Raw genomic sequence first — 19,200 nt, 5'->3', positions numbered from 1 at the left:
TCGGCGACGCTCGGTCCTTCCCGCAGAACCGCTCACCCGGAACCGCGGCGGAGGGTCCCCACCGGGCCGGCCGGTGACAGTGGCACCGGCCGTGGACAGGGGGGTCTCTGCCACACCGGCAGGGCCTGTCCTCCAGGTTGCGCGAACGCGTGGCCCAGTGGTTGTCGCTCGGGGGTGAACGCCGGTGTATCGGACGCGGCTGCGCCGCGGCTCGGCCGCCTGCGCTCCTTCCCGAGGACGTAGCACTTCTCCCATCCCAGGACGGGCCTCCCGGCCCGGACCGGAGATGTACGTCCGAGAAGGAGGAACAAGATGAGTTCTCAGGTTCGTGGCGGGACCAGATGGAAGCGCTTCGCGCTCGTCATGGTGCCGAGTCTCGCGGCCACCGCCGCGGTCGGTGTGGGTCTGGCGCAGGGTGCCCTCGCGGCGTCCTTCAGCGTCTCGGGCCAGGACTTCAAGGTGTCGGCCGACAAGCTCGACGGTGACGACCTGCTCCAGTACGGCAGCGTGGCCGAAGGTGCGACGCTGGGCGACCCCAACAAGAAGACCAAGCACCCGGTCACCATCTCCGGGTTCAGTCGCGCCGAGATCACCAACATGTGCCAGTCCCTGGTCACCCCGGTCCCGGGCCTCGGCGCCATCACGATGCAACTGCGCACCGGCCACAAGGGCACGCCCGCCGTCGCGCACAACATCTACCTGGATGTCGCCGAGCTCGACACCAACGCCGAGTTCACCGACCTGGACATCGGTGTCGCAGTGGGCGCGGCGAAGGACGGGACGCACCCGACCGGGCCGCAGGCCAACACGGTGGCGGACGGCGGCCTGTTCTCGCAGCGTGCCAAGAAGGCCGTCCTGACGAAGGTCCGTCAGAAGGCCTGGGCGACGACGGCGGGCACCTTCACGCTGCCCGACCTCAAGCTGCGCCTGATCAGCGGCAACGAGCCGTGCTACCAGGACGAGAAGTAAGCCGGTTCCGTCCTGTGATGTGACCGGACGGGCGGACGGCGGCAGCGGCCGCCGTACGCCCGCCCGGGCTCCACAGAGTTCTCCGTACCACCGTTTCCAGGGAGCTGTTGTCCATGAACCCCGAGGCCCCGGTTCGCGCCGCAGACGACCACTGGCTCACCGTCGTGCACCACCGTTTCCGCGCCTGGCGGGGCAGCCGTCCCTTCTGGGCGGGTCTCTTCACGTCCCTGGGCGGCGTTCCGATCGCCTACTTCCCCTACGCGGACCTCCGGCTGGGCAACGTCACCATCGCCATGGCCACGACCGCCGGTGCGGGCTCGCTGATCATCGGCATCCTGCTGATCACCCTGGGCATCGCCCAATGGTTCCAGCAGGGCATCCGGGTGTTCGCGGGTGTCGCCTCGATCCTGCTGGCCCTGGTCTCGCTGCCGGTGTCCAACCTGGGCGGTTTCTTCCTCGGTTTCCTGTTCTCCCTGCTCGGCGGAGCGCTCGCGCTGGCCTGGGCTCCGGGAAAGCCGGTGGAGGAGGAGCCCGAGGAGGCCGACGCGGCCGAAGTGCCGCCCGCGGACCCGTTCTACGGCATCCCGGGCCCCCGTGACACGGAAACGCCGTACGCGACCGAGACGACTGCCCACGCCGATGGCGGGAGGAACAGTGCGGGGTGACGAGACGCAGCGGGGCGTGGCCCCAGGTGCAGAGTCCCGTGAGAGAAGGGGCCCGCGCCACGCGGCGCCCAGGAAGTCGCTGCTGAACAAGATCCAGATACCCGTCGGCAAGACGATGGCCCTCGCGGCGATGCCGACCGCGGTCCTCGTCGGGATGGGCATCGCCCCGAAGCTGGCGCTGGCCGACGACAAGGACATCCCCTTCGCGCCCGGCCCGTGCGTGACCCGGTCCGACGAGCCCACGAAGTCGGCCTCGCCGACGCCCACGCCGTCGACGTCCGCGTCCACCTCGCCGTCGCCCAGCACCTCGCCGGGTGCGACTCCCTCTCCCGGCGCGAGCAAGGCCCCGAAGCCGGCGGCGAGCCCCTCGGCCTCCCCGTCCGCCAAGACGCCCGAGACCCCGAAGACGAGCGCCTCCCCGTCGGCGTCGGCGACGGCCCCGGCCGCCAAGCCGGTGAACCCGCTCGACCCGCTGGGCGTCGGCGACGCCCTCAAGGGCCTCGTGGACGGACTCGGCAAGCCCCTCCAGGACGCGAAGACGCCGGCCACCCCGGCGCCCGCGCCGACCCCGAGCGCGACGAAGACCGCCGACCCGGCGGCCGACGCGATACGCGACGCCGCGAAGAAGGCCGGGGTGAAGGTCGAGGAGCTCCCGCAGAGCGTCAAGGACACGGTCACCAAGCCGAAGGACGAGACGGGCAAGACGGCCAAGGACGCCGACGGGGCGTCGCCCAGCCCCTCTCCGAGCACGTCGGCGACCACGGACCCGAACGGGAAGCAGCCCTTCCCCTGCCCGACCTTCGACGCCGAGGCCTTCGCCAACGCCAAGCTGGAGCCCGGCATCCCGCTCCTGCCGGACGAGCCCTGGTACCTGGACAGCTCGCTGCTGACCCTCTACGGCCTCGACTACGAGGGCATCGTGGAGGTGAAGACGGCGGGCGGCAAGGTCAAGAAGGTCCTGAAGTTCACCGCGGACTCGCTGGACATCAAGGACCTGTACCAGACCGTGGGTACGAGCCCCAACATCGCCCACCTGAAGTCGCGTCCGGGCTCCACGTCCACGATCCGCGGCGCGAAGGTGACGATGTACACCGAAAGCCTCAAGGGCAACCTCTTCGGGATCATCCCGGTCGAGTTCACCCCGAACACCCCGCCGCCCCTGAACGTCCCCTTCGCGTTCTTCACGAAGGTCAAGGTCGTCCAGGCCGGCCAGTTCGGCGGCAACCTCACCGTCCCGGGCCTGAAGAACTACATCGGCCCGGCGGAGAAGTAGTCCTGGCGTGAAAGAAGGCCTGCACCCCTCGGGGTGCAGGCCTTCTTTCATGGTCGGCGGGGCTAGGAAGCCGCCCCCGGTCCCTTCGGCGGGTCGAGGAGGTCCGCCTTGGCCTGGAGCTCCTCCGCGATGTCGTCCCAGTCGGGGCCGAAGGCGAGGAGGTCGTCAGCGGCCTCGCGCAGCAGTGCCGCGTCGTCCGGGCGCTGCAGGCACGCGATCCGGTAGGCCAGGTTGCGTGCCCACGGCGGGAGGCCGATGAAGTTCTCGGCCTTCAGCGTGCGAAGCATGGAGAGGATCTCGTCCGGGCCCGCGTAGATGACCGTCTCCACGTACTCGAACTCGGCGAGGCCGAACTGTTCCGGGGTCACGTCCACGTTGTCCTCGGGGGTGACTCCACGGCCCAGCCTCAGCAGTTCCGTCACGCTCGTTCCTCGTTCGCTCATCAGCCGGTCCGGTAGTAGGTCGAGATGGAGATGGCGTCGTCGCCGAACTTGAAGATGTTTCCGGTGATCTCCATGCCATCGATGGTGACGATGACGTTCTGCAAGCCCTGCATGCTGCCGCCCTTGCCCATGTGGGTCAGGGTTTCGAGGATAAGGGCCTTCTCGATGGTGTCGGGATTCAGGTGCGTGGTGTTGAGCGCGGGGAAGGACGGCTTGCCCTTGGGGGCCTTGTGGGCCCGGTTCATGGCGTGTCCGGTGCTGATCGTCCACTTCCATCCCCCGGCGGTGACGGCGCGCTTGATCAGCGTGGGGTGGACGCCCGCGGCGGTGATGGTGCGGAAGGCACCGAACTCCACGTGCGCGCTGACCATCGCGATCGGCTTCAGGCGGGCGAGGGTCTGGGCGGCCGCCGCAGTCGCACGGAAATAGCCGCCGAGGCCGACTGCGATCTTGGTAACGGCCACCGCGACCTGCGGGATCTTCAGCACCGCGGCGCCGATGAGGACGACGTTCAGCGCCGTCCACAGGCAGCTCTCCACGTCCCACGAGGAGAAGCACTTCCTCGCGGCGGTGACACCCAGGACGTCGAGGAGGATCTGGCCGCCGTTCTCGATCACCCAGTCGATGACGTCCTTGTTGGCCGCCTCCAGAGCGGCCTTGTACTCGTCCACGCAGGCCTGGCCGCAGGCCTTGCGCAGCGCCTCCTCCTGGGTGAGGTTCAGGTCCGCGCCGCCGTACCCGGGACCGCCGTCGTTCTTGGAGGCGGCGATCTGCGCAGCGCGCTGTTCCTCCTCCCACTTGCGGTAGGCCTCTTCGGCCCGGTCCGCCGACGCGTCGGCGTCCTTCGCCGACTGCTGGGCGTTGGCCGCGGCACCCTCCGCCGCCTTCGCGTCCGACTCGGCCTTGGTGGCCGCGCTGTTCGCGGCGTCGGAGTCCTTCTTGGCCGCGTTGGCGGAGGTACGGGCGTTGGCGGCGCTCTTCTCCGCCTCGGTGGCCTCGCTGTTGGCGGCGGCGGCCTCGCTCGCCGCGTCCCGCGAGGCGTTGCCGGCGAGGAGGACCTCGGCACCGGCCTGGGAGTTGTACTCCGTCGCCTTGGTCTCCGCGGCCTTCGCGGCAGCCGCGGCCTTGGCCGCCGTGGCGGCGGAGGCACGCGCGGCGGCGACCGACTTCAGTGCCGCTGCGGTGTCCGCCGCGGCGGCGGCCGAGGCCTGGGCCGCGAGCTTGGCGTCACCGGAGGCCTTGTCGGCGAGTGCCTTGGCGGCGGCCGCGGCCTTGGCGGCCTCCTCGGACTTCGCGGTGGCCGCCGCCGCCTGCTGCTCGGCGAGCGACTTGGCGGACTGCCCCACCAGGACCGCGAAGGCGGCGGCGGAGTCGGACTCCCGGTACGGGGTACCGGCCGCGATGGCGGTGTTGGCCGGCTTGACGGCTTCCGCGGCCGAGTCGCGGGCGGCCATGGCCGCCTGGGCGGTCGCGTAGGCGTGTCCGGCGGTGACCGCGGACCAGGCCGAGGTCTTCTCGGCCTCGTCCTGGGCCGCGGCCGCCTCCTTCTTGGCCTGGACCGAGGCGGCCTGGGCCTTCTTGGCCTCCGCCTCCGCCTTCACGGCGTTCGCGGAGGCGGCGTCCGAGGCGTCGATGGCCTCGGCGGCAGCCGCGTGGGCCGTCTGGGCGGCCGCGTAGCTCGTCCACCACTGCGAGTTCGCGTTCTCGTACGCGGCCTGCGAGCGGGCGGCGGCGCCCTCGGCCCGGGTGGCGGCGGCACGGGCCTCGACCGCGGCGGAGCCCGCCTCGTCGGCGGCGGTGCGGGCACGGTCCGCCGCGCCCTTCGCGGTGTTGGCCGCGGTGCGGGCCTCCGTCGCGGCCTTGCGGCTGTCCCCGGCGGCGGCGGTGCCCTCGGCGGCGGCCGCCGCCGACTCCAGGGCGGCGGCGCGGGCGTCCTTGGCACGCATGTCGCGCTCAGCCTGCGCGGCCGCGTCACGGGCGATGGCCGCCCGGTTCTCGGCGCCTTCGGCGGCGTCCAGCTTGTCCGCGGCGGTCGAGCCGGCGGACTCGGCGGCGGTACGGGCCTTGGCCGCCGCCTCACGTTCGGTGGCGGCGCGCTTCTCCGCCGCCAGCGCCTTGTTCCGCTCCGCCGTGGCCTTGGCGTGCTCGGCCTTGGCGACGTCACGTTCCTGCTCGGCCTTGATCCGCTGCGCCTTGGCGTTGTCCGCGGCCGTCTTCGCCGTGTCCCGGGCGGCCTCGGCGGTGGCCTGGGCGGTCTTCGCCTTGGTGGCGTTCTCCGCGGCTTCCTTGGCCTGGGCCGCGGCCGACGCGGCGGCGGCCTTCGCCTGGGCGGCGGCCTCCTGCGCGGCGACGCGGCGGAACTCGGTGTTCAGGGCGTGCGACTGGGTCTGCGCCAGGGCGTACAGGGTGTTGCTGTCCGCGACCGTCGCCTTGGCGGCGTTCGACGCCGTCTCGGCGGCCTTCGCCGCGGCCTGGGCGGCGGCGGCCGAGGCCTTGGCGACCTGGACGGACTGCTGGGCGAACAGCAGGCCCCGGCCGCGCGGAGCCTTGGCGGCGTCGGCGAGCGCCCACGCGGCGTCCTGCGCGGTGTCGGCCTTCTCGGACGCCGTCCTGGCGGACGCGGCGGAGGCCGCCGCGATCTTCGCCTGCTCGGCGGCCTTGGTACGGGCCGTGGCCAGGTCCTTGGTGGCCTGGGTGAACACGGACGCGGCCGGGCGGCTCGACGCCGGCTGGCCGGCCCAGTACTTCTGCCAGGTCAGGATCTGGTCGGCGAGCCACGCCTGGCCCAGCGCCTCGATCATGGCCTCGGTGGACTCGCGCACCTCGGCCGCGGCCGCGACCTCGGCGTTGACGATCTCGGCACGCGGCTTGGCCTGGGTGGCGTACTCCTTCTCCCACTCCAGGTGCGCGGTGACGACGATCGGGGACATGACCCGGTAGAAGTCGAGCGGGTTGCGGCTGTCGCACGCGCCCCAGGCGACCTTCAGCGCCTCGACCTCCAGGCGGAACTCGGCCGAGCCCTCGGCCGGGGCCTTGCCCATGTAGCCGCCGAGCCGCAGGTAGCGGGCGATGTCGCTCGCGGTCGGCATGCGGTAGTTGCCGCTCGACGCGTCCTTCAGCATCGAGTTGGTGACGAAGTCGTGGTTCTCGTCCTTGCCCTTGAGCTCGGCGGCGAGCGCCTTCGCCTTGTCGAGGGCGGCGTTCGAGGGCACGGCGTGGGCGTCGGAGCCCAGCTGGTTGTACAGGTCCCGCTGGGGGCCCAGGGTGAAGGCGACGACGTCCTTGTCGAACTTGGGGGCGTACTGGTCGATGCCCGCGCCCGTGCCGGACTTCCAGTACGGGTAGTTCGCCTTCTCCCAGCGCTCCCGCCGCTCGGCCGAGGCCACCGGGGAGCCCTCGTACGAGTCGCGGTCCTTGATCCGGGCCTGGTCCAGCGGGTACATCCCGGTGGCGAGGTCGGTCGCGGCGGCCAGGTCGGCGGCGGGACCGGTGAGGGCCTTGGCCGCCGTCTTCTTCATCTCCGGCCCGCCGATGTGCAGGGCGAAACCGCCCGCGCAGCGGTCGAGGCGGGCCTGCTCGCCGAGGCTGATCGGCCGGTAGGGCGGGTCGGTGTCCGGGGGGACCTCGACCGCGCCGGCGGGAGCGGCCTGGATCAGGCCCACGAGGACCGCGGAGGCGGTGAGCAGGGCGGTGCCCGCCAGCCCGCGCCGCAGGGCGTCGCGGGAAGCGCGACTCCTGCCCCGCAAAAGGGTGGTTCGTTGCACGTGCTTGTTGCCTGTCTTCAGGGGTTCGGTCAGCCCGAAGGAAGGCGCGCGTACGTACGGCCGTGCCGCCGCGGCATGCGGTGGCACGGTGGAGTGAACTGGTCGATTCCCCCTGTGCACGGGTCAGGTGCACAACCCCGTTTGCCTTCCCCCAAGGCGGTTCGAGCGTTTCACGATCGGGTTACCGCCGGTAGTGCGTTTTCGGCCACACCAGTGTGATTTCGGCCGAAACTACTGGCCAGTAGCCCCGGGCGACGGGAAACACCGAGGGCGGCACCCCGGGTCTCCGGGGTGCCGCCCTCGGTCTCTGTGCGGCAGAGTCAGGCGGTCGGGCGGTCAGCCGTCGGGCTTCAGGCGGGGGTGCCGCCGCCCAGGTGGTGGACGCGGACCATGTTGGTCGTGCCCGGGACGCCGGGGGGCGAGCCGGCCGTGATGATCATGGTGTCGCCGGCGTTGAAGCGCTGGAGCTTCATCACCTCGGCGTCCACCAGGTCGACCATGGCGTCCGTGCTGTCGGCGTGCGGGACGATGGCCGACTCGACGCCCCAGCTCAGGGTGAGCTGGTTGCGGGTGTTCACGTCCGTCGTGAACGCGAGGATCGGCTGCGTGGCGCGGTAGCGCGACAGGCGGCGGGCGGTGTCGCCGGACTGGGTGAAGGCGACCAGGGCCTTGCCGTCGAGGAAGTCCGCGATCTCGCAGGCCGCGCGGGCGACGGAGCCGCCCTGGGTGCGCGGCTTCTTGCCCGGGACCAGCGGCTGGAGGCCCTTGGACAGGAGCTCCTCCTCGGCCGCCGTGACGATCTTCGACATCGTCTTGACGGTCTCGATCGGGTAGGCGCCCACCGAGGACTCGGCGGACAGCATGACCGCGTCGGCGCCGTCGAGGATGGCGTTGGCGACGTCGGACGCCTCCGCGCGGGTCGGGCGGGAGTTGGTGATCATCGACTCCATCATCTGGGTCGCGACGATCACCGGCTTGGCGTTGCGGCGGCACATCTCGATGAGCCGCTTCTGGACCATCGGGACCTTTTCGAGCGGGTACTCGACGGCCAGGTCGCCGCGGGCCACCATGACCGCGTCGAAGGCCGCGACGACGGCCTCCATGTTCTCGACGGCCTGGGGCTTCTCCACCTTGGCGATGACGGGGACCCGGCGGCCCTCCTCGTCCATGACGCGGTGGACGTCCTTGACGTCGTTGGCGTCGCGGACGAAGGACAGGGCGACCATGTCGCAGCCCATGCGGAGGGCGAAGCGCAGGTCGTCGATGTCCTTCTCCGACAGGGCGGGGACGTTCACGGCCGCGCCGGGCAGGTTGATGCCCTTGTGGTCGGAGATGACACCGCCCTCGATGACGATGGTCTTGACCCGCGGGCCGTCGACCTCGGTCACCCGGAGCTCGACGTTGCCGTCGTTGATCAGGACCTGGTCGCCCTTGGCGACATCGCCCGGGAGGCCCTTGTAGGTGGTGCCGCAGATGGACTTGTCGCCCGGGACGTCCTCGGTGGTGATGGTGAACTCGTCACCGCGCACCAGCTCGACGGGACCCTCGGCGAAGGTCTCGAGACGGATCTTGGGGCCCTGGAGGTCGGCGAGGACGCCGACCGCACGCCCGGTGTCCTCGGAGACCTTCCGGACGCGGTCGTACCGCTCCTGGTGTTCTGCCTGGGATCCGTGGCTGAAGTTGAATCGGGCCACGTTCATACCTGCCTCGATGAGCGCTTTCAGCTGCTCATACGAGTCGACGGCGGGGCCCAGCGTGCAGACGATTTTGGAACGGCGCATGACCGGATCCTATCCGTTTGTTTCGTAGCGGAATATTCCGTCTGGCGGAAAGTCCAAGTGACTACTGGGTAACCAACGCGTACGCCTGGGAGGCGATCTCCAGCTCCTCGTCCGTCGGGACCACCGCCACCGCCACCCGCGCGTAGTCCGGGGAGATCAGCCGGGGCTCCGCGGAGCGCACGGCGTTGGCCTCCAGGTCCAGCGCGAGGCCCAGCTCCTCCAGGCCGGCGATCGCCGCCTCCCGCACGGCGGACGCGTTCTCGCCGACGCCCGCCGTGAACACCACCGCGTCCACCCGTCCCAGGACCGCCGTGTACGCGCCGATGTACTTCTTCAGCCGGTGGACGTAGGCCGCCAGCGCGAGGCCGGCCGCCTCGTCGCCCTCGCCCGCGCGCCGCGTCACCTCGCGCATGTCGTTGTCGCCGCACAGACCCAGCAGACCGCTCTTCTTGTTGAGCAGCGAGTCGATCTCGTCGACGGAGAGCCCGCCCACCCGGGCCAGGTGGAAGATCACCGCCGGGTCCAGGTCGCCGGAGCGGGTCCCCATGACCAGGCCCTCCAGCGGGGTCAGGCCCATGGAGGTCTCCACGCAGGCCCCGCCCCGCACCGCCGAGGCGGAGGCGCCGTTGCCCAGGTGCAGCACGATCACGTTCACGTCCTCCACCGGCTTGCCCAGCAGCGCCGCCGCCGCACGGGAGACGTAGGCGTGGGAGGTGCCGTGGAAGCCGTACCGCCGGATGGCGTACTTGTCGGCGGTCGCCGCGTCGATCGCGTACCGGGCCACGTGCTCCGGCATCGTCGAGTGGAAGGCGGTGTCGAAGACGGCCACCTGCGGCAGGTCCCCGCGCAGCTCGCGCGCCACCTCGATGCCGGTCACGTTCGCCGGGTTGTGCAGCGGGGCCAGCGGGATCAGGCTGCGGATCTCCGCGAGCACCTCGTCGTCGATGACCGTCGGCTGGGTGAACCGGGTCCCGCCGTGCACCACCCGGTGGCCCACGGCCGCCAGTTCGGGGGAGTCCAGGCCCAGGCCGTCGGCCGCCAGCTCCGCCGCGACCGCCCGCAGGGCGGCGCCGTGGTCGGCGATCCGGCCGAGCCGCTCGCGCTTGCCGCCCTCGGCGCCGGCTCCGGTGAGCGGCTCGTGCACGAGGCGGGAGGTCTCCTCGCCGATGCGCTCCACCAGGCCGGCGGCGAGGCGGGAGCGGTCGGCCATGTCGAGCAGCTGGTACTTCACGGACGAGGAGCCGGAGTTGAGGACGAGTACGCGCGTTGCGGTCACGGTGGGGGGTCTTTCCTTCGGGTGTGGTGGGGGGATCACTGGGCCTGGGGCCGGGACTGCGACTGCGCCTGGATCGCGGTGATCGCCACGGTGGTGACGATGTCCTGGACCAGCGCGCCGCGCGAGAGGTCGTTGACCGGCTTGCGCAGGCCCTGGAGCACCGGGCCGACCGCGACCGCGCCGGCCGAACGCTGCACCGCCTTGTACGTGTTGTTGCCCGTGTTCAGGTCCGGGAAGATCAGCACGCTCGCCCGGCCGGCCACCTCGGAGCCGGGCAGCTTGGTCGCGGCGACCGAGGGCTCCACGGCGGCGTCGTACTGGATCGGGCCCTCGATCGGCAGGTCGGGGCGCTGCGCGCGGACGGTCTCGGTGGCCTTGCGGACCTTCTCCACGTCCGCGCCGGAGCCCGAGGTGCCCGTGGAGTACGAGAGCATCGCGATCCGCGGGTCGACACCGAAGGCGGCCGCGGTGGCCGCCGACTGCACGGCGATGTCGGCCAGCTGTGCCGCGTCGGGGTCCGGGTTGACCGCGCAGTCGCCGTAGACGAGGACCTGGTCGGCCAGGCACATGAAGAAGACGGAGGAGACGATCGAGGCCTCGGGCTTGGTCTTGATGATCTCGAAGGCGGGACGGATGGTGGCGGCGGTGGAGTGCACCGAGCCGGAGACCATCCCGTCGGCCAGGCCCTCCTGGACCATCAGGGTGCCGAAGTAGTTGACGTCGGTGACCACGTCGTGGGCCAGCTCGACGGTCATGCCCTTGTGCGCGCGGGCCTTGGCGTAGTACTCGGCGAATCGTTCCCGCAGGGGGGAGGACGCCGGGTCGATCAGCTGCGCGGCCGAGATGTCGACGCCCAGGTCGCCGGCCTTCTTCAGGATGGCCTGTTCCTCGCCCAGCAGGGTCAGGTCGCACACCCCCCGGCGCAGCACCACGTCCGCGGCGCGCAGCACCCGCTCCTCGGTGCCCTCGGGCAGCACCACGCGGCGCCGCTCCGAGCGGGCCCGCTCCAGCAGCTCGTGCTCGAACATCATCGGGGTGACGCGCTCGGAGCGGGCCACCGACAGCAGCCCGCGCAGTTCGGCGGTGTCCACGTGCCGCTCGAAGAGGCCGAGCGCGGTCTCCAGCTTGCGCGGGGTCGCGGAGTTCAACCGGCTCTGGAGCGAGAAGAGTTCGGCGGCGGTCGGGAAGCTGTTGCCGGCCACCGAGACCACCGGGGTGCCGGGGGCGAGCTTCGAGGCAAGGGCGAGGACGTCCTTGGACGGGCGCTCGTTCAGGGTCAGCAGTACGCCCGCGATCGGCGGGGTGCCCGAGGCGTGCGCGGCGAGCGCGCCCACCACCAGGTCGGCCCGGTCCCCGGGGGTGACGACCAGGCAGCCGGGGGTCAGGGCGTTCAGGAAGTTGGGCAGCATCGCGCCGCCGAAGACGAAGTCCACGGCGTCGCGGGCGAGCCCGGCGTCGTCGCCGAGGAGCACCTCGCCGCCGAGCGCCCGGGTGATCTGGGCGACGGTGGGGGCGGACAGGGACTTGTCGTCGGGCAGGACGTAGCAGGGCACGGGGAGGCGGGCGGCGAGCCGCTCGGCTATGACGTCGCGGTCCTCGGGGGCCACCCGGTTGACGACCATCGCCACGACGTGGCAGCCCAGGCTCTCGTAGGCCCGGTGGGCGTTGCGGGCCTCGGCGCGCACGGCCTCGGCGGGGTGCTTGGTGCCGCCGACGACGGGGATGACGACCGCCCCCAGTTCGTTGGCGAGGCGGGCGTTCAGCGCGAGCTCGTCGGGCAGGTTGGTGTCGGCGTAGTCCGTGCCGAGCACCAGCATGACCTCGTAGTCCCGGGCCACCCGGTGGTAGTGGTCGACCAGCCGCGAGACCAGCTCGTCGGTGCCCTTCTCGGCGAGGACGGCGGAGGCCTCGTGATATTCCATGCCGTAGGCCGTCGCGGCGTCCTGGTCGAGCCGGTAGCGGGCCCGCAGGAGGTCGAAGAGCCGGTCCGGCCCGTCGTGCAGCAGGGGGCGGTACACGCCGACCCGGCCCGTCTGCCGGGTCAGGAGCTCCATGATCCCCAGCTCGACGACCTGCCGGCCGTCTCCCCGCTCGATACCGGTCACGTACACGCTGCGCGTCACGCGGGCTCTCCGTCCCATGCAGTGGATGTCTGATTGGTGTGCCTCGACCTCTTGACAATACCTCCGTCAGTGGATAGGGCGCCCCTGGAAAAAGTCCGGGCGGGAGGGACGAAAGGCCTGGTGGGTGGAGCAGTGCCGAGCGCGCACCCTTCTCGGAACGTGGAACAATCGGACAGGCGTCATCAAATACGCCCTTCATATGTACGGCAGGAGACACAGCACGATGCGTATCGGAGTTCTCACCGCAGGCGGCGACTGCCCGGGCCTGAACGCTGTCATCCGGTCGGTCGTACACCGTGCCCTGGTCGGACACGGGGACGAGGTCATCGGCTTCGAGGACGGCTTCAAGGGCCTGCTCGACGGCCACTACCGCCCCCTCGACATCAATGCCGTCAGCGGGATCCTGGCCCGCGGCGGCACGATCCTCGGCTCGGCGCGCATGGAGCGCGCGCGGCTGCACGAAGCCGCCGAGAACGCCCACGAACTGGCGCGGCGTTACGGCATCGACGCGCTGATCCCGATCGGCGGCGAGGGCACCCTGACGGCCGCCCGGATGCTGGCCGACGCGGGGATGCCGGTGGTCGGCGTGCCGAAGACCATCGACAACGACATCTCCTCCACCGACCGGACCTTCGGCTTCGACACCGCCGTCACGGTCGCCACCGAGGCCATCGACCGTCTTAAGACCACCGCCGAGTCCCACCAGCGCGTGATGGTGGTCGAGGTCATGGGCCGTCACGCGGGCTGGATCGCCCTGGAGTCCGGTATGGCCGGCGGCGCCCACGGCATCTGCCTGCCCGAGCGCCCCTTCGAGGTGGACGCCCTGGTGAAGATGGTGGAGGAACGGTTCGCCCGCGGGAAGAAGTTCGCCGTCGTCTGCGTGGCCGAGGGCGCGCACCCGGCCGCCGGCTCCATGCCGTACGAGAAGGGCGCCATCGACCAGTACGGCCACGAGCGCTTCGCCGGCATCGGCAACCGGCTGGCCATCGAGCTGGAGCACCGCCTCGGCAAGGAGGCCCGCCCGGTCATCCTCGGCCACGTCCAGCGCGGCGGCGTGCCCACCGCCTACGACCGCGTCCTCGCGACCCGCTTCGGCTGGCACGCCGTCGAGGCCGTGCACCGCGGGGAATTCGGCAAGATGACCGCCCTGCGCGGCACCGACATCGTGATGGCGCCGTTGGCCGAGGCCGTCACGGAGCTCAAGACCGTCCCGGAGAACCGGATGTACGAGGCGGAGTCGGTCTTCTGACCGGGCCGGGCGCGTCGCTTCGCGTCAGGCGCCGCCGGCCAGGGCCCAGAACCGGTCCGTGATCTCCGCGAGGAACTCCCGCCCCGCGTCGCCGGTGCCGGCCGCGCCCTCGGCACCGCCCCAGCCGAGGGTGGCCACCATCCGCGACTGGTACTCGTTGTAGAGGAGCTCCAGGACCCGCTCCAGGTGGGCCTTGGGTACCGGCAGCAGCTTGGCCAGCGGTTTCACGTAGGCCTGCCAACGGGTGGTCGCCGCGCTGCGCAGCAGGTCGGCGAGCTCCTCGTGCTTGCCGGTGGCCGTCACGAACTGCGCCAGGGTCAGGCCGAGCACCGAGGCGAGGGCGGCGGACTGGCGTTCGTTGCCCTTCCAGCGCGCGGTGTCCTCCATCTTCCGGTACGCGTTCGGCTCGACCCCGATCCGGCGGGCCAGGTCCTCGGGGTCCAGGCCCCGGGCGATGCGGTGCTCCCGCAGGGTGACGGGCTCGGCCAGCAGCTCCCCGGGGGAACACCAGAGCACGCCGGCCAGGGCCGTGAGCTCGGCGGAGGTGGGCGACTGCTCGCCCCGCTCCCAGGCCATCACGGTCTCTGGTGCGACGAGCAGGCCGTACTGGGCCCGCAGGCCGTAGGCGACATGACCGGGAGCCATGCCCAGGGCCGCGCGCAGGCGGCGCGCGGCGGGGGCATTGAAAGGGGGGCTGGAGTGCACAGGGCACACGGTAGGAGTGGCCAACCTTCGACGACTACAGACTATTCAAACAAGCCCATAACTCGTAGGAAAGTCCTATGGAGTTCATGACTTTGGGCGGTTTTCCCGGCGACCGTCCGGTAATCGGATCGTGGGAAGATCCATTGAGAGCGTACGGATCAAGCCACTCCATTTCAGGTGACCCGGGAAACCCGGAGAGTGATCCCGGTCACAGGACGTGAACCGGTCCGGCCCGCCGTCCGTGATCCATGTCGGGGGCCCTCGCATACGGGGGTGGCGAGGGCCCCGCCCTTCCCTTGACGTCGGCGTCAAGGAATACGGTCGGGCCATGCGCATCGGCGAACTGGCGAAGCGGGCCGGGACCAGCACCCGGACGCTCAGGTACTACGAATCACGCGGACTGCTCGCGGCCCGGCGGACCGGCAACGGCTACCGCGACTACGACGAGGACGACCTGCGCCTGCTGCGCCAGATCCGGACCCTCCAGGACTTCGGCTTCGAACTGGAGGAGACCCGGCCGTTCGTCGAATGCCTGCGCGCCGGCCACCCGGCCGGAGACTCCTGCCCGGCCTCCCTCGCGGTCTACCGCCGCAAGCTCGCCGAGCTGGACCGGCTGATCGGCCAGCTGGCCGACGTCCGCGACCAGGTCTCCCGCCAGCTGGCGACGGCCGAGGAGGCCGCCGGGGAAGCCGTGCCGCGCTGCGAGATGACCGGCTGACGAGAGGGGAACGAAATGATCCACGCCAAGGGTGTGGCGGAAGTGACCGACGCCGACTTCGAGGCGCGGGTGCTGGCCGAACGGGGCCGGCCCGTACTGGTGGAGTTCACCGCGGACTGGTGCGGCCCCTGCCGCCAGCTCGCCCCGGTGCTCTCCGCCGTGGCCGCCGAGCGGGCGGACCGCCTCAAGGTCGTACAGATCGACGCGGACAGCAACCCCGCGACCGTCACGCGCTACGGGGTGCTGTCCATGCCGACCATGCTCCTCTTCCGCGACGGGGAGCCCGTCCGGCAGATCGTCGGCGCCCGGCCCAAGCGCCGGCTGCTTCAGGAGCTCGACGAGGCGACGGCGGCGACGGCGCCGGTCACGGCCTGAGCCAGACCGTCGCCATCGGCGGGAGCGTCATCCGCAGGCTCGCCGCACGCCCCTGGGCCGGTACCGGCTCCGGGCGCAGCGGCCGGCCGTGGTGGACGCCGCTCCCGCCGTACTCCTCCCGGTCGGTGTTGAGGACCTCCCGCCACAGCGGCACCTCCTCCGGCACCCCGATCCGGTAGCCGTGCCGGACCACGGGGGAGAAGTTCGACACGCACAGCAGCTGCGAGCCGTCCTGCGCGTACCGCAGGAACGCGAACACGTTGTCCTCGGCGGCGTCCGCCTCCACCCACGCGAAGCCCTCCGGCACCGAGTCCCGCTCCCACAGCGCGGGAGCCGCCGTGTACGCGCGGTTCAGGTCGCGCACCAGGTCGCGCACCCCCCGGTGGTCGCCGGCCGCCGGATAGGAGGAGTCCAGCAGCCACCAGTCCGGCCCGTACGACTCCGACCACTCCGAACCCTGTGCGAACTCCTGCCCCATGAACAGCAGTTGCTTGCCCGGGTGGGCCCACATGAAGCCCAGGTACGCACGGTGCGTGGCCCGCTGCTGCCACCAGTCGCCCGGCATCTTCGACACCAGTGAGCGCTTGCCGTGCACCACCTCGTCGTGCGAGATCGGCAGCACGTAGTTCTCGCTGAACGCGTACACCATCCCGAAGGTCATGTCGTGGTGGTGGTACTTGCGGTGCACCGGCTCCTTCGACACGTACCGCAGCGTGTCGTGCATCCAGCCCATGTTCCACTTCAGGCCGAAGCCCAGGCCGCCGGAGTCCGTCGGCCGCGTGACCCCGTTCCAGGCCGTCGACTCCTCCGCGATCGTCACCACCCCCGGGCAGCGCCGGTAGACCACCGCGTTCATCTCCTGGAGCAGCGCCACCGCGTCCAGGTCCTCCCGGCCGCCGTGCTCGTTCGGCGACCACTGGCCCTCGTCGCGCGAGTAGTCCAGGTACAGCATCGAGGCCACCGCGTCCACGCGCAGCCCGTCCACGTGGAACTCCTGGCACCAGTACACGGCGTTGGCCACCAGGAAGTTGCGGACCTCCTTGCGCCCGTAGTCGAACTCCAGCGTCCCCCAGTCCGGGTGCGCGGCCCGGCGCGGGTCCTGGTGCTCGTACAGCGGCCGCCCGTCGAACTCGGCGAGCGCCCAGTCGTCGCGCGGGAAGTGCGCCGGCACCCAGTCGACGATCACCCCGATCCCGGCCCGGTGCAGAGAGTCCACCAGCAGCCGGAAGTCGTCCGGGGTGCCCATCCGCGAGGTCGGCGCGTAGAAGCCGGTGACCTGGTAGCCCCAGGACCCGCCGAAGGGGTGCTCGGCGACCGGCATGAACTCCACGTGGGTGAACCCGAGCTCCTTCACGTACGCCGGCAGCTGGTCGGCCAGCTGCCGGTACGTGAGCCCCGGCCGCCAGGAGGCCAGGTGCAGCTCGTACACCGACAGCGGCGCCTGGTGGGGTGCCCGGTCGCCGCGCGTGGCCATCCACTCCGCGTCCTGCCACACGAACCGCGAGGCCGTGACCACCGAGGCGTTCGCCGGCGGGACCTCCGCGTACTGCGCCATCGGGTCGGCGCGCAGGGTGTGGCTGCCGTCCGGACGGGTGATGTCGTACTTGTACAGGGCGCCCTCGACGACCCCCGGCAGGAACAGCTCCCACACCCCGCTCGCGCCGAGCGAGCGCATCGGGTAGGCCACCGAGTCCCAGTACGAGAAGTCCCCGGTGACCCGCACCCCTTGCGCGTTCGGCGCCCACAGCGTGAAGCGGGTGCCGGCCACGCCCTGGTGCTCCATCGGGCGGGCGCCCAGGGCCGTCCACAGCTCCTCGTGCCGGCCCTCGCCGATCAGGTGCAGGTCCAGCTCCCCGAGTGCCGGCAGGAACCGGTACGGGTCGTGGACCTCGACCTCGTCGCTCTCGTACGCCACCAGCAGCCGGTACTCCGGCACCCCGGTCAGCGGCAGCAGCCCGGAGAACAGCCCGTCCCCGTCGTCGAAGAGCTCCGCCCGCAGCCCCTTGGCCACGATGGTGACGGCCTTCGCGTACGGGCGCAGCACCCGGAAGGCCACCCCGCCCCGCTGCGCGCGGGCGCCCAGCACCGCGTGCGGGTCGTGGTGGCGGCCCTCCAGCAGCCGGGCCCGTTCCTCCGCGTCCAGCGCGGGCGCCGGCCGGACCCCGTGGGGCGGCGCGGCGCGGCGGGCCCTGGGTGCGCGGGCCCGCTTCGCGGGTTCGGGTACGGCTGCGGCTTCCTCGCGGACGGTCGGTGACGGCTGTCGTGCGGCGCTCACGCGAGCGGCCTCCTCGGGGGCTTCGGGTGGGGGGTGGGGGCGGTGCCGGGAGCCGGCGGGGGCATGCGGTGTGCGGGCCGCTGGGGTTCCGACAGCCGGCGGATCGCCGCCATCGGGACGTGCAGCCAGTCGGGGCGGTGCCGGGACTCGTACCGGGCCTCGTACACCGCCTTGTCGGTCTCGTACGCGCGCAGCAGCACCGGGTCCTCGCGCGGGTCGCGGCCGGTGGTGCGGGCGTAGCCCTCGCAGAACGCGGCCCGGCAGGCGTCAGCCCAGGCGGGGGCGAAGGGCCGGTGCGAGCGGGCGGCGTAGTCGAAGGAGCGCAGTATCCCGGCGATGTCGCGGACCGCCGGCTCGGGGCGGCGGCGGTCCGCGAGCGGCCGGGCCGGCTCCCCCTCGAAGTCGATCAGGGCCCAGCTGCCGTCGGCGGTGCGCAGGGTCTGGCCCAGGTGCAGGTCCCCGTGGATGCGCTGGGCGGGGACCCCGGCGCCCCGGGAGGCGGCCAGCGCGTCGAAGGCGCCGCGCAGCCCGGTCTCGTACGGCTGCAGTGCGGGCACCTCGCGGCAGGTGGCGGCGAGCCGGGCGGTCATCCCGGCGGCGAGCCGGGCGGTCTGCTCGGGGCCCAGGGCCAGGGTGGGCAGCGCGGTCGCGAGGGCGCTGTGCACCTCGGCGGTGGCCCGGCCCAGGGCGTGCGCCTCGGCGGTGAAGTCGGCCCCGGTCCCGAGTCTGCGCAGGGCCAGCTGCCAGCCGTCGTCGGAGCCGCGCAGGTAGGGCTGGAGCACGCCCAGGGTCAACGGTTCTCCACCGGCCAGCTCGGCCTCGTACCAGGCGACCGGGGCGGGCACGCGGGCGCAGCCGGCGGCGGCCAGGGCCCTGGGCAGCTCCAGGTCCGGGTTGACCCCGGGGCCGACCCGGCGGAACACCTTGAGGATGTACGAATCCCCGTAGATCAGGGAGGAGTTGGTCTGCTCCCCGGACAGCGGCCGGGGCAGCAGTCCGGCCTGGACCGGAGTGTCCGGATCCCGGTCGAAGCGGAGCGGGCCCAGGGTCCCGGGGGAGCGCAGCCGTTCCAGCAGCAGGGAGGCGAGCCGGGGGTCGCCCAGCGCCTCGTACACGGCCCGGCCGGCGTACGGGCCGCTCTCGGCGTGCCCGATCAGGGCGGGCGCGAGGGCGGGCGGGAGCGGGGACGGGCGGATGCCCAGGAGGAGTTGGTAGCAGTCCCCGTCCACGTCGAGCAGCAGGTGCAGCAGTCCGGGGGCGGAGCCCGGCGGCAGCAGTTCGGCCGCGGAGACGGCCTCGATCCTGCCGATCCGGCGCCCCTTGCCCGCGAACCAGCGCTGTGCGGGCAGCCAGTCCCTCAGCATCGGCTCCAGGGCGGCGGTCCCGGCGGGTCCCGGGGCTCCGGCGGGTCCGGCGGTTCCGGTGGCCCGGGCGGCCGTCAGCCGGCTCCGGGCGGATGCAGCCTCCGACATGGCGTCGCGTCCTTTCCCCGGGCCGTCACAGAATGCGCAGAGTGTCCCGGATGTGCGGCAGTTGCTACTCCGGTATGTGCGTGTGTCGGGTCAGGATGATCCGTACAGGGGC

Annotated in this window: 14 protein-coding genes; 6 read left to right on the top strand and 8 right to left on the bottom strand. The window is 72.0% G+C overall.

Annotated elements, in window-relative coordinates; translation table 11 throughout:
- The first annotated feature begins 312 nt into the window (after positions 1-312).
- From ACZ518_RS01675 to ACZ518_RS01665, 3 genes are all read left to right on the top strand, one after another.
- The gene (locus tag ACZ518_RS01675) at positions 313-969 is read left to right on the top strand and encodes a DUF6230 family protein (protein WP_469111045.1); all 657 of its coding nucleotides are present in this window, start codon (positions 313-315) and stop codon (positions 967-969) included.
- A 113-nt stretch (positions 970-1,082) separates the two neighbouring features.
- Entirely contained in the window at positions 1,083-1,634 is a 552-nt protein-coding gene (locus tag ACZ518_RS01670; protein WP_469111044.1) for a DUF6114 domain-containing protein, read from the top strand.
- Positions 1,624-2,907: a hypothetical protein gene (locus ACZ518_RS01665; RefSeq protein ID WP_469111043.1), complete on the top strand. Its 1,284-nt coding sequence runs from the start codon at positions 1,624-1,626 to the stop codon at positions 2,905-2,907. Before ACZ518_RS01670 ends, ACZ518_RS01665 begins: the two co-directional genes overlap by 11 nt.
- A 62-nt stretch (positions 2,908-2,969) precedes the next feature.
- Here the strand turns inward: ACZ518_RS01665 and ACZ518_RS01660 are convergent, their stop codons facing one another.
- From ACZ518_RS01660 to pta, 5 genes are all read right to left on the bottom strand, one after another.
- Positions 2,970-3,329, bottom strand: a complete 360-nt coding sequence (locus ACZ518_RS01660; protein ID WP_469111042.1) for a hypothetical protein — start codon at positions 3,327-3,329, stop codon at positions 2,970-2,972.
- A gap of 20 nt (positions 3,330-3,349) precedes the next feature.
- Positions 3,350-7,096: a hypothetical protein gene (locus ACZ518_RS01655; RefSeq protein WP_469111041.1), complete on the bottom strand. Its 3,747-nt coding sequence runs from the start codon at positions 7,094-7,096 to the stop codon at positions 3,350-3,352.
- 368 nt (positions 7,097-7,464) lie between these two features.
- Positions 7,465-8,895 (bottom strand): pyruvate kinase, encoded by a 1,431-nt coding sequence (gene pyk / locus ACZ518_RS01650; protein ID WP_469111040.1) that lies wholly within the window; start codon positions 8,893-8,895, stop codon positions 7,465-7,467.
- A 61-nt stretch (positions 8,896-8,956) separates the two neighbouring features.
- Positions 8,957-10,171, bottom strand: a complete 1,215-nt coding sequence (locus tag ACZ518_RS01645; RefSeq protein ID WP_469111039.1) for an acetate kinase — start codon at positions 10,169-10,171, stop codon at positions 8,957-8,959.
- A gap of 35 nt (positions 10,172-10,206) precedes the next feature.
- Entirely contained in the window at positions 10,207-12,294 is a 2,088-nt protein-coding gene (pta, locus tag ACZ518_RS01640) for a phosphate acetyltransferase (protein ID WP_469111038.1), read from the bottom strand.
- 223 nt (positions 12,295-12,517) lie between these two features.
- On the opposite strand from pta, the gene ACZ518_RS01635 reads away from it, so the two are divergent.
- Positions 12,518-13,543, top strand: coding sequence for an ATP-dependent 6-phosphofructokinase (locus ACZ518_RS01635; protein WP_469111037.1), 1,026 nt, complete (start codon positions 12,518-12,520; stop codon positions 13,541-13,543).
- Between the two features lie 24 nt (positions 13,544-13,567).
- Here ACZ518_RS01635 and ACZ518_RS01630 read toward each other — a convergent pair whose 3' ends face one another.
- A complete protein-coding gene (locus tag ACZ518_RS01630; protein ID WP_469111036.1) occupies positions 13,568-14,257 on the bottom strand; it encodes a helix-turn-helix domain-containing protein in 690 nt (229 codons plus the stop codon).
- Positions 14,258-14,576: 319 nt separating this feature from the next.
- On the opposite strand from ACZ518_RS01630, the gene ACZ518_RS01625 reads away from it, so the two are divergent.
- Entirely contained in the window at positions 14,577-14,966 is a 390-nt protein-coding gene (locus tag ACZ518_RS01625; protein ID WP_469111035.1) for a MerR family transcriptional regulator, read from the top strand.
- Between the two features lie 15 nt (positions 14,967-14,981).
- Positions 14,982-15,341, top strand: a complete 360-nt coding sequence (locus ACZ518_RS01620; protein ID WP_469111034.1) for a thioredoxin family protein — start codon at positions 14,982-14,984, stop codon at positions 15,339-15,341.
- Here the strand turns inward: ACZ518_RS01620 and glgB are convergent.
- Positions 15,331-17,616, bottom strand: a complete 2,286-nt coding sequence (gene glgB, locus ACZ518_RS01615) for a 1,4-alpha-glucan branching enzyme (protein ID WP_469111033.1) — start codon at positions 17,614-17,616, stop codon at positions 15,331-15,333. The genes ACZ518_RS01620 and glgB overlap by 11 nt on opposite strands.
- Positions 17,613-19,088: a maltokinase N-terminal cap-like domain-containing protein gene (locus ACZ518_RS01610; RefSeq protein WP_469111032.1), complete on the bottom strand. Its 1,476-nt coding sequence runs from the start codon at positions 19,086-19,088 to the stop codon at positions 17,613-17,615. Before ACZ518_RS01610 ends, glgB begins: the two co-directional genes overlap by 4 nt.
- Positions 19,089-19,200 lie beyond the last annotated feature (112 nt).

The sequence above is a fragment of the Streptomyces sp. NPDC033966 genome, from assembly GCF_055575955.1.
The sequence above is the reverse complement of the archived record's forward strand: the minus strand, read 5'-3'. Positions and strand labels throughout refer to the sequence as shown.

Coding starts and splice junctions, on each gene's coding strand:
- pyk (WP_469111040.1), bottom strand. CDS start 8,895: ATGCGCCGTTCCAAAATCGTCTGCACGCTGGGCCCCGCCGTCGACTCG.
- ACZ518_RS01675 (WP_469111045.1), top strand. CDS start 313: ATGAGTTCTCAGGTTCGTGGCGGGACCAGATGGAAGCGCTTCGCGCTC.
- ACZ518_RS01625 (WP_469111035.1), top strand. CDS start 14,577: ATGCGCATCGGCGAACTGGCGAAGCGGGCCGGGACCAGCACCCGGACG.
- ACZ518_RS01610 (WP_469111032.1), bottom strand. CDS start 19,088: ATGTCGGAGGCTGCATCCGCCCGGAGCCGGCTGACGGCCGCCCGGGCC.
- ACZ518_RS01620 (WP_469111034.1), top strand. CDS start 14,982: ATGATCCACGCCAAGGGTGTGGCGGAAGTGACCGACGCCGACTTCGAG.
- ACZ518_RS01670 (WP_469111044.1), top strand. CDS start 1,083: ATGAACCCCGAGGCCCCGGTTCGCGCCGCAGACGACCACTGGCTCACC.
- ACZ518_RS01635 (WP_469111037.1), top strand. CDS start 12,518: ATGCGTATCGGAGTTCTCACCGCAGGCGGCGACTGCCCGGGCCTGAAC.